18 protein-coding genes are annotated in these 13,524 nt (G+C 40.9%); 12 read left to right on the top strand and 6 right to left on the bottom strand.

What is annotated here, in order from left to right; genetic code table 11:
• Positions 1–343 precede the first annotated feature (343 nt).
• From FWE37_06525 to FWE37_06515, 3 genes are all read left to right on the top strand, one after another.
• The gene (locus FWE37_06525) at positions 344–574 is read left to right on the top strand and encodes a hypothetical protein (protein MCL2520638.1); all 231 of its coding nucleotides are present in this window, start codon (positions 344–346) and stop codon (positions 572–574) included.
• Positions 575–655: 81 nt separating this feature from the next.
• Positions 656–793, top strand: coding sequence for a hypothetical protein (locus FWE37_06520; protein MCL2520637.1), 138 nt, complete (start codon positions 656–658; stop codon positions 791–793).
• 149 nt (positions 794–942) lie between these two features.
• Entirely contained in the window at positions 943–1,344 is a 402-nt protein-coding gene (locus FWE37_06515) for a hypothetical protein (protein ID MCL2520636.1), read from the top strand.
• Between the two features lie 65 nt (positions 1,345–1,409).
• Here FWE37_06515 and FWE37_06510 read toward each other — a convergent pair whose 3' ends face one another.
• Genes FWE37_06510 through FWE37_06495 form a run of 4 tightly spaced genes read right to left on the bottom strand, consistent with a single transcriptional unit; the run spans position 1,410 to position 4,032 of the window.
• Positions 1,410–2,462 carry a D-alanine--D-alanine ligase gene (locus FWE37_06510; protein ID MCL2520635.1) on the bottom strand — a complete coding sequence of 351 codons (1,053 nt, stop codon included), beginning with the start codon at positions 2,460–2,462 and terminating at the stop codon, positions 1,410–1,412.
• Positions 2,459–3,394 carry a hypothetical protein gene (locus FWE37_06505; protein ID MCL2520634.1) on the bottom strand — a complete coding sequence of 312 codons (936 nt, stop codon included), beginning with the start codon at positions 3,392–3,394 and terminating at the stop codon, positions 2,459–2,461. The genes FWE37_06510 and FWE37_06505 overlap by 4 nt, the downstream gene beginning before the upstream one ends.
• A gap of 3 nt (positions 3,395–3,397) precedes the next feature.
• On the bottom strand, positions 3,398–3,811 hold the full coding sequence (locus FWE37_06500; protein ID MCL2520633.1) for a pentapeptide repeat-containing protein: 414 nt from the start codon (positions 3,809–3,811) through the stop codon (positions 3,398–3,400).
• Entirely contained in the window at positions 3,811–4,032 is a 222-nt protein-coding gene (locus tag FWE37_06495; protein ID MCL2520632.1) for a hypothetical protein, read from the bottom strand. The genes FWE37_06500 and FWE37_06495 overlap by 1 nt, the downstream gene beginning before the upstream one ends.
• Positions 4,033–4,151: 119 nt before the next feature.
• Here FWE37_06495 and FWE37_06490 point away from each other — a divergent pair, with 119 nt between their 5' ends.
• Both FWE37_06490 and FWE37_06485 read left to right on the top strand, forming a co-directional pair.
• Complete coding sequence (locus FWE37_06490) at positions 4,152–4,892, top strand: YebC/PmpR family DNA-binding transcriptional regulator (GenBank protein ID MCL2520631.1); 741 nt, start codon at positions 4,152–4,154, stop codon at positions 4,890–4,892.
• A gap of 79 nt (positions 4,893–4,971) precedes the next feature.
• Entirely contained in the window at positions 4,972–5,289 is a 318-nt protein-coding gene (locus tag FWE37_06485; protein MCL2520630.1) for a hypothetical protein, read from the top strand.
• Positions 5,290–5,378: 89 nt separating this feature from the next.
• Here FWE37_06485 and FWE37_06480 read toward each other — a convergent pair whose 3' ends face one another.
• The gene (locus FWE37_06480) at positions 5,379–5,819 is read right to left on the bottom strand and encodes a hypothetical protein (protein MCL2520629.1); all 441 of its coding nucleotides are present in this window, start codon (positions 5,817–5,819) and stop codon (positions 5,379–5,381) included.
• Positions 5,820–5,995: 176 nt separating this feature from the next.
• Between FWE37_06480 and ruvC the strand changes: the two genes are divergently transcribed.
• The 3 genes from ruvC (at position 5,996) to topA (ending at position 11,413) form a co-directional block, all read left to right on the top strand.
• On the top strand, positions 5,996–6,463 hold the full coding sequence (ruvC, locus tag FWE37_06475; protein ID MCL2520628.1) for a crossover junction endodeoxyribonuclease RuvC: 468 nt from the start codon (positions 5,996–5,998) through the stop codon (positions 6,461–6,463).
• 379 nt (positions 6,464–6,842) lie between these two features.
• Positions 6,843–8,786: a methyl-accepting chemotaxis protein gene (locus FWE37_06470; protein ID MCL2520627.1), complete on the top strand. Its 1,944-nt coding sequence runs from the start codon at positions 6,843–6,845 to the stop codon at positions 8,784–8,786.
• A gap of 287 nt (positions 8,787–9,073) precedes the next feature.
• The gene (gene topA / locus FWE37_06465) at positions 9,074–11,413 is read left to right on the top strand and encodes a type I DNA topoisomerase (GenBank protein ID MCL2520626.1); all 2,340 of its coding nucleotides are present in this window, start codon (positions 9,074–9,076) and stop codon (positions 11,411–11,413) included.
• A 102-nt stretch (positions 11,414–11,515) separates the two neighbouring features.
• On the opposite strand, the gene FWE37_06460 is transcribed toward topA, so the two are convergent.
• Positions 11,516–11,707, bottom strand: coding sequence for a hypothetical protein (locus FWE37_06460; protein MCL2520625.1), 192 nt, complete (start codon positions 11,705–11,707; stop codon positions 11,516–11,518).
• Positions 11,708–11,922: 215 nt separating this feature from the next.
• Between FWE37_06460 and FWE37_06455 the strand changes: the two genes are divergently transcribed.
• From FWE37_06455 to FWE37_06440, 4 genes are all read left to right on the top strand, one after another.
• Complete coding sequence (locus FWE37_06455) at positions 11,923–12,285, top strand: NirD/YgiW/YdeI family stress tolerance protein (GenBank protein ID MCL2520624.1); 363 nt, start codon at positions 11,923–11,925, stop codon at positions 12,283–12,285.
• Positions 12,286–12,347: 62 nt separating this feature from the next.
• Positions 12,348–12,692 carry a NirD/YgiW/YdeI family stress tolerance protein gene (locus FWE37_06450; protein ID MCL2520623.1) on the top strand — a complete coding sequence of 115 codons (345 nt, stop codon included), beginning with the start codon at positions 12,348–12,350 and terminating at the stop codon, positions 12,690–12,692.
• A 63-nt stretch (positions 12,693–12,755) separates the two neighbouring features.
• Positions 12,756–13,130 carry a NirD/YgiW/YdeI family stress tolerance protein gene (locus FWE37_06445; protein ID MCL2520622.1) on the top strand — a complete coding sequence of 125 codons (375 nt, stop codon included), beginning with the start codon at positions 12,756–12,758 and terminating at the stop codon, positions 13,128–13,130.
• Between the two features lie 180 nt (positions 13,131–13,310).
• Positions 13,311–13,524: hypothetical protein (locus FWE37_06440; GenBank protein ID MCL2520621.1), on the top strand; the 214-nt coding region annotated here is incomplete at its 3' end.

Here is a 13,524-nt window from a genome sequence, read left to right as displayed (position 1 = left end):
TATGTTGTCGCGCTCCGCATGGAGCGTGTGAATTGAAACTTCGCCTAATGGGACTCTGTTTGCTACTGAAGTTTGTCGCGCTCCGCATGGAGCGTGTGAATTGAAACTTCGCCTAATGGGACTCTGTTTGCTACTGAAGTTTGTCGCGCTCCGCATGGAGCGTGTGAATTGAAACATTCACGCCTTGCGAGTACATACTTTCCGGATGTAGTCGCGCTCCGCATGGAGCGTGTGAATTGAAACTATCGTAGTAACTAGATAAATTTTGCATTAGCATTGTCGCGCTCCGCATGGAGCGTGTGAATTGAAACTATTTGTTGGCGGGGAGTGGATTCATAATTAAATGAATTTTATAAATAGAGTAGTAGGTGAAGATGGCAGGACTATAAGGACAAAAAGAAGGCAAGAAGCTTTAAGCAACCTTATTGGCAACCGTAAAGCTATGCAGCTTAAAGTAGATATGGCTGCCGGCTTAGATACTCCTGCTTTTTGTGTCAAATTCCCTACTGCCCGCCGTGCATGGCTATTACCTGTACGTACGGCTTTGGATAGCGACGTAACTTTTGATAAATAACGATTTAGCCAACAAGTGCTTGGCATAAAATAGAGATATACTATATTCACGGTTGGATATGAAGATCCATGAGGAGGTAAAATGGCTAAGACTAAAAAGTCAAAATTAAGGGCCAAAAAAATAAGTGCATACGATTGGTTAAGCTTGGCAGTTAAAGCAATCGCAGCACTTGGAGTAATTCTTACAGCAGTCGCTAAAATATTAGAAACTTTGCTGTAGTACAAACTGGTAGGGGTTATAGCCCCTACCTTTAATTTACAAAAAATTAAAGGAGTTGTCAATATGAATAAAAAAATAATTATTAAAGATATGCTATTCGTAACTATTTGCCTCGTCCTTATTTTAATCAATTTAAGGGGGTACTGGTAATGAATAAAATAACAATGTATGTAGAAAAAAGAGTTAAGGATGAAAATGGTTATGATTTAAGCGACAGAATTGAGTACGTACAGTACTACTTTAACTACAAAGATTATGATGAAAGCAAAAATGGTTATGAAATAGAGGACGACTTTGGCGACACTATCGAAGTGCTGGGCGTAGCCAAAATAACTGCAACTTTACCGGATTTTTTTGAATATAAAATAACCGATTTAGATGGCTTTAGTCGCCTTTATAAAAAACCAATGTGGGTAGCTAACTGGAATGGTAAAGAATATTTAGCCTGCTTTTGTGCCGATTACGAAAATGAAACTATTACGGCTAGTTTTAAAGTACCGCATGGTAATTCTGCTATGCAGTGCTCCTTTACTATTAAAGACGAAAGCTGAGAAGTAATGATTTTTAAAATCGACCGTTATAATACGTAAATAATTACTAGAGTAATAAAAATTGATTATGCTTGGGCTAAATCAATTAATTTATCTAAAAGTTTCGGTAAAGGCAGGCCGCTGGCTGCCCATAAGCTAGGGTACATACTAATACTGGTAAAGCCGGGCAGTGTGTTAATTTCATTTACATATACCTTATCGCCCACTAAAAACATATCTACCCGTGCCATACCGCGGCACATTAAGGCAGAATAAGCTACCATAGCGCAATTTCTAGCCATTTTTAGCTGTTTAGCGGTCAGTTTGGCTGGAATAATTAATTGTGTTTGGCTATTGTCTGCATATTTTTCATCATAACTATAAAAACCGTTACCGACTATTTCACCAATAATACTAGCTTCTTTTTGTTTACTAGGGTTACTACTGTAAGAACTGCCTAGTATAGCGCACTCAATTTCGCGGCCAACTAGCGCCTCTTCTACAATTATTTTGTTATCATACTTAAAAGCTAACTCTAAAGCGGCATCAAGTTCGGCTTGATTTTTCACCTTACTTACCCCGATAGAACTACCCATTCTCGCTGGCTTTACAAAGAGAGTCTCTCCATAATGATGAGAAAGGTAATCATAATCAATTCCTCCATGAATACCGTATATTAAAATTTTGCCGCGTGCTACCTTTAAAGATTTATCCTTAAGCAAAATTTTGGTTACTTCTTTATCCATACAAGCGGCACTGCTGAGTACACCGGGCCCCACAAAAGGGATATTTAAAATAGATAAAAAACCCTGCAACTTACCATCTTCGCCATAAGGGCCATGTGTAATAGGAAAGGCTAAATCAATGTAGCTAATTAGCTTATTGCTTTCGTTGCTATATAAGCCGGCCTTTGTATCTTTTAGGGCTAAATAAACGGCCTTGCCTTGTGAGATGAGTGAAAAATCGTCATTAAAAATTTTATCTTTATGATAGTACCATTGGCCGGTTTCTTTATTTACCGCTACAGCCAGTACATGGTATTTGCTGCTATCCAAATTTTGATAAATAGTAGCGGCGCTGCGTAAGCTAATTTCGTACTCGGCCGATTTACCACCCATTAATAATAAAATATTTTTCATAAATTATCCCTCTTTTTAGCGTGCGCTGCCATAATAGTTTTAAAATTGATGGCACATAAAATAATAAGCATTAAACCATAAATAACAAATAAAGTAAAGATAGACCGGTTTAAACGGGATATTAAGGGCAGTAAGGTAGCGGGCAGCCAAACATCGCCTAAAAAGGTAAGCAGCGGCACTACGGTGTGAGTAAGCAACAGCCGTAAATTTTGCCAAAGGTAATTAGCTACCGCAATAAAAGCAATAAAAGATGTATAAGCCAATAATAAACCTATTTTATTCTTTTTTAACAGTAAATAAAAGGCAAGAGCCGTTAGTAACATTAAAAGCCCCATTAATGACACCAAATAACTAAATGATAATAAGTAATGAGCGCTGCCTATTAAGTCATCAAAGGCAGTGATAAGGCCTGTAAAATAAAAATAAATGGGTAGCATAGTTAAACCGTAAACAGCTAAAACCATAACTATAAAAAGGGTTACAAGTAGAAAAGTAAATTTAAAAGACAGGTGCTTTCGCTTATAAAATAGCTTTAAAGCTACAAATTGTAAAACAACCGCTATTAAACAAAGTAAAAAATTGATTAAATTTATAGGGAATATGCTAAATATAGCTAAACCTAAGCTTATTATTAAATAAGCAGTGGTAGTTATTAGGCTAAAGCTTAGTATCATAATTTTAAATCGCTTGTTAGGGTAAACAGCTTGCTTTATATACATTATAGCTAACAGTGATATAGGTAAAATGGTAAAAAAATAAAGACTAAAACCCGGCCAGTTACCAATATAAAGACCGCCCTCTTGCAGGCCGCGCGTAAATTGATGCATATTATGGTTTATAGAGATTACAGCCATAAAAATCCTGCCGGCTAAAGCGAGGTAAATTAAGATTAAAGCTATAAATAACCAAAAATCAACTTCTTTACGGCGCATAAGTTAAATCCCTTTATTACAAAGCTTAAAACTGGTTTGGTACTGTAAAGCCATCGTAAAATTGACATTGGCTAAGTTGCAATCAAAAAAAACAGCGTTATTTAAATAACTTTTAAAAAAGCTGCTAAACTCTAGGTTTATGCCGGTAAAGTTTAGGTTGCTGATAAAACTATGGTTAAAGTTAGTAAAAATTACCTCACTGTCATTAAAATTAATATTATTAAATTTACTATGGCTAAATGAGCAATTTTTAATAGTTACCGCATTAAAGGTAACTTCTTTAAAGCTTGAATAATCGAAAAAGCATAACTCAAAACAACAGTTGGTAAAGCTTTTATTAAGGTAGTTGCTAAAGCTAAAATCGTGCCCATTAAAAAAGCAGCCGTTATAATGGGGGTTAGTCAGCAAAGTGCTCATTAAATAACGGTAAAGCGGCCTTTAGGGTTGTCATCTTTTAAATAAATAACCATTGTGTTGGGGTTGTCTTCGTGTTGCTTTACGCCTACTTGCTGCCCGCCGGCTTCGCTGGCTACTTTAATGGCTATAGCGTTATCGTCTTGTAGGGTAAGGGTTAGCTCTAGGCCGTTACCTAAGAGCTCGAGTAATATAACTTTTTCTAAATTTATCCGTTTTGCCATAGCTATTAATATAGCATAGCCCTTAATAATTAACAAGTATAGTTTTAAAAATCTTTTTAACTTATTGACCAAAAGCCGTTAAATATGCTAAGCTGGCTCAAAAATGCTGGGAGACCAAGATGTCCGGACACAATAAATGGAGCACCATTAAACACAAAAAAGGTGCGGCCGATGCAAAGCGCGGCAAAATATTTACCAAATTAATTAAAGAAATTACCGTAGCGGCCAAAAATGGTGGCGGCGACCCCGATAGTAATGCGGCTTTACGCAGCGCCATTTTAAAGGCGCGTTTAGCCAGTATGCCTAAAGATAACATAGAAAAAGGTATTAAGCGCGGCATCGGCGGCGGCGATACCGCCGATTATATCGAGCTGGTATACGAAGGTTATGCCAGCGGCGGAGTAGGTTTAATTATAGAAACTTTAACCGACAATAAAAACCGTACCGGAGCTAACGTTAAAGCTATTTTAAGTAAAAACGGCGGCCAGTTGGCGGCCACTGGGGCGGTAAGTTACCAATTTAAACGTGTGGGCTTAGTTAATGTTAATGCCGATGAAAACGATGAAGATAAAGTTATCGAGGTAGCCCTTGAGGCTGGCGCAGCCGATGTGGTTAGCGAGGGTGGTTTAATAGAGATTGAAACCGACCCCGCTAACTTTGAAGCCGTTATTAACGCCCTAGAGGCGGCCGGTATTAAAAGCGAAAGCGCCGATATTACTATGCTTAGCGATACTCCGGTAACCTTAGATGTAGAAAAAACTAAAAAGGTGCTGGAGCTTATCGAAAAGCTGGAAGATGACGACGATGTGCAGCGGGTAAGCAGCAATTTAAATATCCCTGCCGATATGAACTTAGATTAACCCCAGCCATCAATATTAATAATATTAAACCGGCCGGCCTCCACCTCCTGCCGGGCCTGTCGGTGGGCTGGGTGCGGGGTTGTTTCCAGCTGGCGGTTGGCCGCTGCCCGGTAAGCTTGGCGGTACAGGCGGCGGCGAAGTGCTGCCGTTGCCGGGTGGCAGTGGCGCCGGTAAATTGGGCGGCCCGCCGGGCGGCGCAGGAGCGGTATCTACCGGTGGTAAAGTAGGCGGCGGACAATCCGGTGCATTAGGGGCGCAAGGCGCCGGTGTAGTAGGGTTGTGGTGGTTAGGTTCGTTAGGGTTACCGCTACTACGGCTGCTAGATTTATTACTACAGCCCATAAATAATGAAAGCAGTGTTATTAATAAAACTATTTTTAACATTAAAAATCCTTAGTAAATTGGTGGTTGAAAATAAGACCTCTGCAAGGGGAAAAATTTACCTTGCAGAGGAAATAAATAAAATTGGCTTGGCCGGTTAAAAAATTACTCACGCTCCCAGTAAAAAGCATCAATAATAGTTAAGCCGTTGGCAGTAAATTGCTCATGGTTGCCGGTGTGCAAATAGCCATGCTCGCCGTTATTAAAATTAACACCGGCTAAAGTAAGAGTGTTAAATTCGCTGTCGTTGTCGGCAAAATTTACGGTAAAACGATTGCCGTCAAATTGTAAATCGTTATGAAATAACACATAGTTATATTTGTCTTCACATATTTCGATAACCTCGCTATTTAAAGCGGTTGAGTTAGGATTAGCCGAAATAGCAAAAAAGATAGGCACAACCGAATCGTCGGGGTAAATAATAGGGTTATCGGCGGTATCAAAATATTCGTCAAGGTCGTTATCGCCGGTATTGGCGGCCGCACCCATAAGTAAAAAGCCTAAACTAAGTACCAAAATTAATAATAAAGCGTAAATTTTTTTCAATATCTTCCTCCCATTTTGTCTTTTTATTTTTCATTTTGTAGCTACACTTTTAAAATAAAAATAAACTGTGGCATAGTCAAGTTTTATGCTATTTTTAAATATAAATTAATAAAAATATGTGTTAATTAGATACTGTAAGCTCTTGATAAAAAATCGGCCGTTAGGTACTATACCCTATGCACATAATTGGCCTAGACCCCGGCCTTGCCGATACCGGCTGGGGCGTAATTAAAAAAGATGGCGCTAAAAGCCTATATATAGCGCACGGCTGTATAACCACCGGCAAAGATGAAGGCTTAGAAGGCAGATTATTAACTATTTATAACGAGCTAATTAAAATATTAACGGCTTACCGGCCACAGGCAGCGGCGATAGAAAATTTGTACTTTAGCAAAAACAGCAGCAGCGCCCTAGAGGTAGCCCATGCGCGTGGCGTGCTTATGCTGGCTTTGGCCGGCCAGCATATTAAGGTTAATCATTATGCGCCTAATACCATTAAGCTGGCCGTTACCGGTTATGGTAAAGCCGATAAAGCTACGGTGCAAGCGATGGTTAAACTTTTGCTGGGCTTAGCCGAAATACCTAAACCTAACCACGCCGCCGATGCTTTGGCGATGGCCCTGTGCTGCGCTAATTTACTTTAATTATTGTTTTATAAGTATCAATCTCAATCCCCTTCGCTGTAAGCGGGTAATGGCTATTAAAAATAGCAAATTACCTAAACTTTATAGGTACGTAAGCCGTAAAATAGAGTAAAGTAAGAGTATACTCTTAGGTTGCTTTTTAATTTTTAGTCTTGCGGTAGGCCGGTTTTAGGGAATTTCTATTATAACAGATAAACGGCTAAAGCAGGTTCATAATTGTGGTTTAAATTATTTTGTTTGCACGTAAGTTGCGAAAAATAGAAAAACGTGGTATAATAAAAAAAATAGCTGTTATAAATATAAGAAATGCCACTTAAAAAGCGGTTAAAATATGTTAGCAGATATATTATGAATTTGATTGTAAAGGGGTATGATAGAAGTGAAATTAAAAACACGAAGTATTTTAGCAATGGCTATTACTACAGTAGTTGTCTTTGCCGCTGTTATTATTTTGTTAAGCTGGTTTGTCTCTAACGCTATGAATAATAGAGTAGACGAAATTGTTACGGTATCGTCCGATTTAGCCAGCAGCCAAGTGGCCTTAGAGCTGGAGATGGGTATTAATACGGCTAATACACTTATGTCTGCCCTGCATAGCTTTACTTTTTTTCAGGAGGGAAACAGGCGTAATAACATTAACCATATTATCCGCGAGGTAGTAACCTATAACAGCAATATTGTGGGGGCTTGGGCTATCTTTTTGCCTAATAGTGTTGATGGAATGGATTATCAATTTGCCGATGACAACCCGGGGGTTGGGCAAAATAGTATGGGACAATTTATCCCTTATTGGGGACGCGGTGCCGGCGGTAATGTGCAGCAGGGCGATGCTTATCCTTGGCGTACTCTTACCTTAGAGACCCGTGATTACTGGACGCTGCCCCGCAGCCGTATGGCCCCCAGTATTACCGACCCTTACCAAAGAGGAGTGGGCGGTAACCAAAACGTAATGGTAATAAGTATTGCCGTACCTATGATAGTAAACGGGGCTTTTATTGGGGTTATAGGTGTAGATATGGCGTTAGATAACATAATTAATAGAGCCAGCCAAATAACTCCTATGGGTAGCGGTTTTATTAACGTTATTAACAATAACGGTGTTATTGTTTTTAGCCCCGAGCAAGGTAATATAGGCCGCATTATTTGGGAGATAATCCCGCCGGCGCATGCCAATGCCGTAAGGCAAGCCGTTACCAACGGTACCCCTACGGCTTATGAAGATATTAGCGCCACCACCGGCTTGCCTAGCCGTATGAATTTAGTGCCAATTCCTCTTAACGGGCCGCGTGTATGGAGCGTTATGGTAATATTAGATGAAGCTACCATCTTAGAAGATATTACAACTATGCAATTTATTATGTTTTTAATAGCAATAATTTCTATTGTCGTTATGGTGGTTATTACCTTTATTTTAATGAACTACATCTTAAACCCTCTTATCCGCAGTATTGGCGATATAGAGATAATGGGGCAAGGTGATTTACGCAAAAAGTTTGACCATAACCTTACTGCACGTAAAGATGAGCTTGGCCAGCTTTTTACAGCCCTAGAAGAAATGCGCAGCCAAATAAGCAATGTAATGAGCACGGTTATTCAGGCCAGCCATACGGTATCTACCAGCAGCCGCGAAATTAACGCTTCATCGGCCCAGCTGGCCCAAAACAGCAGCGAACAAGCCGCTAATGCCGAAGAGATAAGCGCCAGTATGGAAGAAATGGGAGCCGGTATTGCTCAAAGCGCCGAAAATGCTACCAAAACCGAACGTATTGCCGTAAACAGCAGCCGTGAGATTGAAGAAGGCGGCGGTAAAGTTACCGAAACGGTAACTGCCATGAAAACCATTGCCGAAAAAATACATATTATTGAAGATATTGCCAGCCAAACTAATTTACTTGCCCTTAACGCCGCCATCGAGGCTGCTCGGGCCGGTGATGCCGGGCGTGGGTTTGCCGTTGTAGCCGGCGAAGTACGCAAATTGGCCGAACGCAGTGCTCATAGCGCTACCGAAATTAGCGAACTGGCCAGTAAGAGCGTTAAAGTGGCCGAAGAGGCCGGTAAATCTATCGCCGATGTAGTGCCGGAAATTCAGAACACGGCCCAGCTGGTAGAAGAAATTTCGACTAGCGCTAAGCAGCAAAACGAAGGCGTTAAACAAGTTGTTAAGGCTATTGCCGAACTAGATAGTATTATCCAGCATAACGCCAGTGCCGCCGAAGAAATTAGCAGCAGTGCCGAAATGCTTGACGACCAAGCCAACCTGTTAGAAAAAGAGGTTGCTTTCTTTAAAATTGGTGAGGACAGCCAACGTTTGCTGGAAAAATAAACCGAAACGTTTTATAGTAAAAATATTTTAAAGTAACCCCCTTGCGTAAGTAAGGGGATTACTTTTTTGTAAGTTAAAAATTTGCTAAATAAACTAAAGTGGGTTATATTGTTAAAGAAGGGGTGTCCGAAGGGTGGGTAGTGGTTAATAAATTATTACTGTTGTAATATTTTTATATTTTATGCTTATCACAACTTTTAAGAAATTCGCATTTACTCTTGACTTTTCTTCCAGCTTTGTGCATTGTTAGGTAAATAAATTTACAATAGGTAACGATAGATATAACTATGGCAACAACAGCAAATAAACCAATAACAACTAAAAAAAATAAAGATAAAAAACTCATCATCGTGGAAAGCCCGGCAAAGGCCAAAACCATTAAAAAGTTTTTGGGCAGCGATTATAAAGTGCTGGCCAGCGTGGGGCATATCCGCGACCTGCCTAAAAACGGGCGCGGTAAAGAAAAATTGGGCATAGATGTAGGCAATGGCTTTGCTATGCACTATGAGGTAATTAAGGGCAAAGAAAAGGTGGTGGCCGAGCTTAAAGGAGCCGCCGCCGAAGTAAACGAGGTATACCTTGCGCCCGACTCCGACCGGGAAGGAGAGGCCATTGCTTGGCACATTAAAGAGGCCCTAGAGCTTAAAGAGCCCAAACGTATAACTTACCAAAGCGTAACCAAAAAGGCGGTGCTGGAGGCCATTGAAAAGGCGCGTGAGATAGATATGAACCTTGTTAATGCCCAGCAGGCGCGCCGGGCGCTGGATAGGTTGGTAGGCTTTAGTCTTTCACCGTTTTTGTGGAAGAAGGTGGCTAAAAGTTTATCGGCCGGCCGGGTGCAAAGCCCGGCGGTGCGTATGGTGGTGGCGCGCGAAAAAGAAATTATGGCCTTTAAAAGTGAAGAATATTGGAGTATTTTGGCTAATTTTGTCGCCGATGGCCAAAACTTTGAGGCCGATTTAAGCAAACTTAACGGTAAAAAATACGGACTTGGCCACCCGCTGGCACAAAACCAAGAGCAAGTTGATGAGCTGCTGACTAAATTTAAAGCTGCTAACTTTGCCATCACCAGCATTGAAAGTAAAGAGGTTAAAAACAAAGCCAATGCCCCCTTTATTACCAGTACCTTGCAGCAGGCGGCTAATACCTACCTGCGCTATAGTACCAAACGTACGATGGTGCTGGCCCAAAAACTTTATGAAGGTATCGAGATTGACGGCACCGCCACCGGCCTTATCACTTATATGCGTACCGATAGCGCTTACATCGACCCTGCAGCAGTGGCCGAAGCCAAAGATTTTATCCTGCGGGAATATGGCGGTAAATATTATCCCGATAAACCTAACTACTATACCACCAAAAATTCGCAGGAGGCGCACGAGGCGATACGGCCTACCAGTGCCGAGCTTACCCCGGCTAAAGTTAAACCGTATCTCGAGCCCGACCAATTTAAGTTATACGACCTTATTTGGCGGCGGTTTATGCAAAGCCAAATGGTGCCGGCCATTTTTAATAATACCATCATCAGTGTAGAACCTGCCGGTTTAGAGGCCCTCTTTGAGGCTAAAGGACGGGTACTGGTTTTTGATGGCCATCTTGTGTTACAGCTGCAAAAAGAGAGTGATGACGAGGATTTTTTACTGCCCACCATCAACAAAGAGGCCGAGCCCAAACTTAACAACATTAACGGTACACAGCACTTTACTAAACCGCCGCCCCGTTACAGCGAAGCCAGCCTTGTTAAAGCCCTTGAGAAAGAAGGTATCGGCCGCCCCTCAACGTATGCGCCTATCATTCAAACAATCCTCGAGCGGGGTTATGTGGTGCAGCGTAACCGCACTTTATTTGCCACCGAGTTAGGTATGGCCGTTAATATGATGCTGGAGCAAAGCTTTAAAGATATTGTCGACTATCATTTTACAGCCAATATGGAAGAGCAGCTGGATAACGTGGAGAGCGGTAAAGAAGATTGGGTAACTTTACTAAGTAAGTTTTACTTTCCTTTTGAGGAAGAAGTGATGAAAGCCATTAAAGATGCGCCGCCTTTAAAGGGGCAGCCTTGGGCCGGCGAGGAACGTTGCCCTAATTGCGGCAAAGAACTCGTGGTAAGATACAGTAAAACGGGGGCTTTTTTAGGTTGCAGCGATTACCCCACTTGCAAAGGGACTATCCCTCTGCCCGGTCAGGATAAAGGTGATGCCGATGATACCGTGCAACAAATTGAGGCCGTGCCGGTAGCTTGCCCGCGTTGCGATAACCCGATGGAGCTTAAACGCAGCCGCTTTGGCAAGATGTTTTATGCTTGTAGTAAGTACCCGGAGTGTAAAGGTACGGTATCGATAGATAAAGAGGGTAAACCGGTGATTTTGCCCAAAACCAGCGAAGTGTGCGAAAAGTGCGGTAAACCGATGGTGGCTAAGTTAAGCCGGCGAGGTCTCTTTTTGGCCTGCTCGGGCTACCCCGATTGTAAAAATGCCAAACCGGTAGTTAAAAATGACGATGGCACGGTAAGAGCGGCTAAAGAAAGTGAGATTGAGGTTCCTGAAGCCAAACCAAAAAAGGCTGCCGCTAAAAAAACCGGCACAGCCAAGAAAACTACGGCTACCCGTAAAAAGAAAACAGAGTAAACTCTTTAACGGAGAGTTTAGCTGCTTTTTAGGTTAAATAAAATTTAGGGTTAGTTGCTCTTCAATAAAATATAAAACCTTCCAATGGAAGGTTTTATATTTTTAGGCACTGGCCAAAGTTTTTTTGCCGTGCGCTACAGCTTTGCTGCAAGGTTTACAAACGTTAGCTTTTTTATCATCGGCGCTTACTTCGTAGATAGCCTTAACACCGGTGCGTTTGCAGAGAGGGCATTCGACACGGCGAAGCTTAGGTTTTTCGGCCTTTAAATTCTTCCCACGATGGGCTTTAGACATAATTAATAACTCCTATAACTTAGTTACCATAACACAAAGCAGGGGTGTTGTCAAGCCGGCCGTCATTTTTTTCAAGAAATATGAATACCGTGTATTTTCCAGCAATAAAAAATTGACTTAAATTCAAAGCTATGTTACTATTTGTATATCATGATTGACTAAAAAATATACAAGTGTTATAATACTAATTGTTAATGGTGTAAGGAGGGAATATTATGAAAAAAATTATTTTGTTAAGTTTATTCATGTTTTTGATTATAGGTTGTGCCCTAGATAACGGCCCGCATCAAAGTACTACTGTAGCGCAAGCCAGCGTTATGCGTGAAGGCAGCCGCGTTAGCTTAATTGGCGTAATTGTTCATCATATAGATGATGATTATTACCTTTTTAGTGATAGAAGCGGTGAAATTAGGGTAGAAATTGAGGCACGCCGTTGGAATGGGTTGCAGGTAGTAGGAACAGGCGATTTAATAGAAATTAGGGGAGAAGTTGACCGTACTTTTTTTGGCCGCCTTTATATTTATGTAACCGGTGTTAGTTTAGTGCCTCTCAACGAAAATACCGGATTATTGCCGTAAATTTTGACTCGTCATTTAAAGAAGGTGCTATAATTAAAATATAGCAATGCATAAGGGGGATTATGGTGAAGAAAATATTATTTTTAGCTTTATTTGTGCTTTTAATTGTGAGTACTAATTTAACGGCGCAATTTGGTTTTGGCGGCTCGCAAGTTACGGTGGCGCAGGCACGTACTATGCGTGATGAAAGCCCGGTTACCTTAGTTGGCCATATTGTGCGCCATATTAGAGGTGATTACTTTCTTTTTCGCGATGATAGCGGCGAAATTCGTATAGAGATTGAACCTCGCCGCTGGGGCGGCTTAAATGTTGGTCCAAACGATTTAGTAGAGATTACTGGTGAAGTTGACCGTAACTTTATCTTTCCTACCTATATAGAGGTAAGAAGCATTAGGTTAGTGCAGTAAGTTGTAGTTGTTTCCAACTTTAAAGATGTAATCTATCAAAGATAGTGCAGGAGGAATGTTGTAGTGAAAAAAATTATCATATTAAGTTTATTTGTCTTTTTAGCTTCAGGCGCCGGCTTAATAGCTCAATCGGGCTTTACAGGGCCATCAAACCAAAGCTTAAATATACCGCAAAGTCAAAATGTGAGTGTGCAGCAAGCGCACAGTTTAGCTAATCGGGCTCGTGTTATTTTAAGCGGTTATATCGTTCGTCATGCAAGGGGTGAGCACTATGTCTTTCGTGATGACAGCGGTGAAATTGAAATAACGATTAATCGTCAGCGTTGGAATGGCTTGCAGGTTAGCCCCAGCGATTTAATAGAGATTAGCGGCGAGGTATCCGCCGGACGCAACCGCGCCTCCTTTATTAAGGTAGAGGGTATCAGGCTACTACCGTAATCTTTCAGGATTTATTATTTAAAATAAAATACATTATATGCCTATTAGTAAAAATATATGATTTATCTATTTAATGTTGGTTTTATCTCTAAAATTATGCTGTTATTGGAATATATCTCTTGACAAAAAGCTGTAAAAGTATTATAACAATTGTTGTCGATGACAAAGGAGAAAAATGTTATGAGAAGAATTATTTTAGTAGGTTTCTTTGTATTTTTAATTTCAAGTATTGGCTTAGTGGCTCAAACAGGTTTTACCGGGCCATCTAATCAGCAAGCGCAAACCGGCTCGCAGTTTCAAAGTGTTACGGTGGCACAGGCTCTTACTATGCCGCGCCGAACTAATGTTACTTTAACCGGTTATGTGATTAGCCACATTAGGGGCGAGTATTTTA

The organism is Spirochaetaceae bacterium (genome assembly GCA_009784515.1).
Lineage (GTDB): Bacteria > Spirochaetota > Spirochaetia > WRBN01 > WRBN01 > WRBN01.
This window is presented reverse-complemented; position numbering and strand designations above follow the sequence as displayed.

Bases quoted from the DNA above. Each gene is read 5' to 3' on its own strand.
- FWE37_06495 (MCL2520632.1), bottom strand. From the start codon at position 4,032: ATGGCAAAACGGATAAATTTAGAAAAAGTTATATTACTCGAGCTCTTA.
- FWE37_06455 (MCL2520624.1), top strand. From the start codon at position 11,923: ATGAAAAAAATTATTTTGTTAAGTTTATTCATGTTTTTGATTATAGGT.
- topA (MCL2520626.1), top strand. From the start codon at position 9,074: ATGGCAACAACAGCAAATAAACCAATAACAACTAAAAAAAATAAAGAT.
- FWE37_06525 (MCL2520638.1), top strand. From the start codon at position 344: ATGAATTTTATAAATAGAGTAGTAGGTGAAGATGGCAGGACTATAAGG.
- FWE37_06460 (MCL2520625.1), bottom strand. From the start codon at position 11,707: ATGTCTAAAGCCCATCGTGGGAAGAATTTAAAGGCCGAAAAACCTAAG.
- FWE37_06510 (MCL2520635.1), bottom strand. From the start codon at position 2,462: ATGAAAAATATTTTATTATTAATGGGTGGTAAATCGGCCGAGTACGAA.
- FWE37_06490 (MCL2520631.1), top strand. From the start codon at position 4,152: ATGTCCGGACACAATAAATGGAGCACCATTAAACACAAAAAAGGTGCG.
- FWE37_06500 (MCL2520633.1), bottom strand. From the start codon at position 3,811: ATGAGCACTTTGCTGACTAACCCCCATTATAACGGCTGCTTTTTTAAT.
- FWE37_06505 (MCL2520634.1), bottom strand. From the start codon at position 3,394: ATGCGCCGTAAAGAAGTTGATTTTTGGTTATTTATAGCTTTAATCTTA.
- FWE37_06520 (MCL2520637.1), top strand. From the start codon at position 656: ATGGCTAAGACTAAAAAGTCAAAATTAAGGGCCAAAAAAATAAGTGCA.
- FWE37_06450 (MCL2520623.1), top strand. From the start codon at position 12,348: ATGGTGAAGAAAATATTATTTTTAGCTTTATTTGTGCTTTTAATTGTG.
- ruvC (MCL2520628.1), top strand. From the start codon at position 5,996: ATGCACATAATTGGCCTAGACCCCGGCCTTGCCGATACCGGCTGGGGC.
- FWE37_06515 (MCL2520636.1), top strand. From the start codon at position 943: ATGAATAAAATAACAATGTATGTAGAAAAAAGAGTTAAGGATGAAAAT.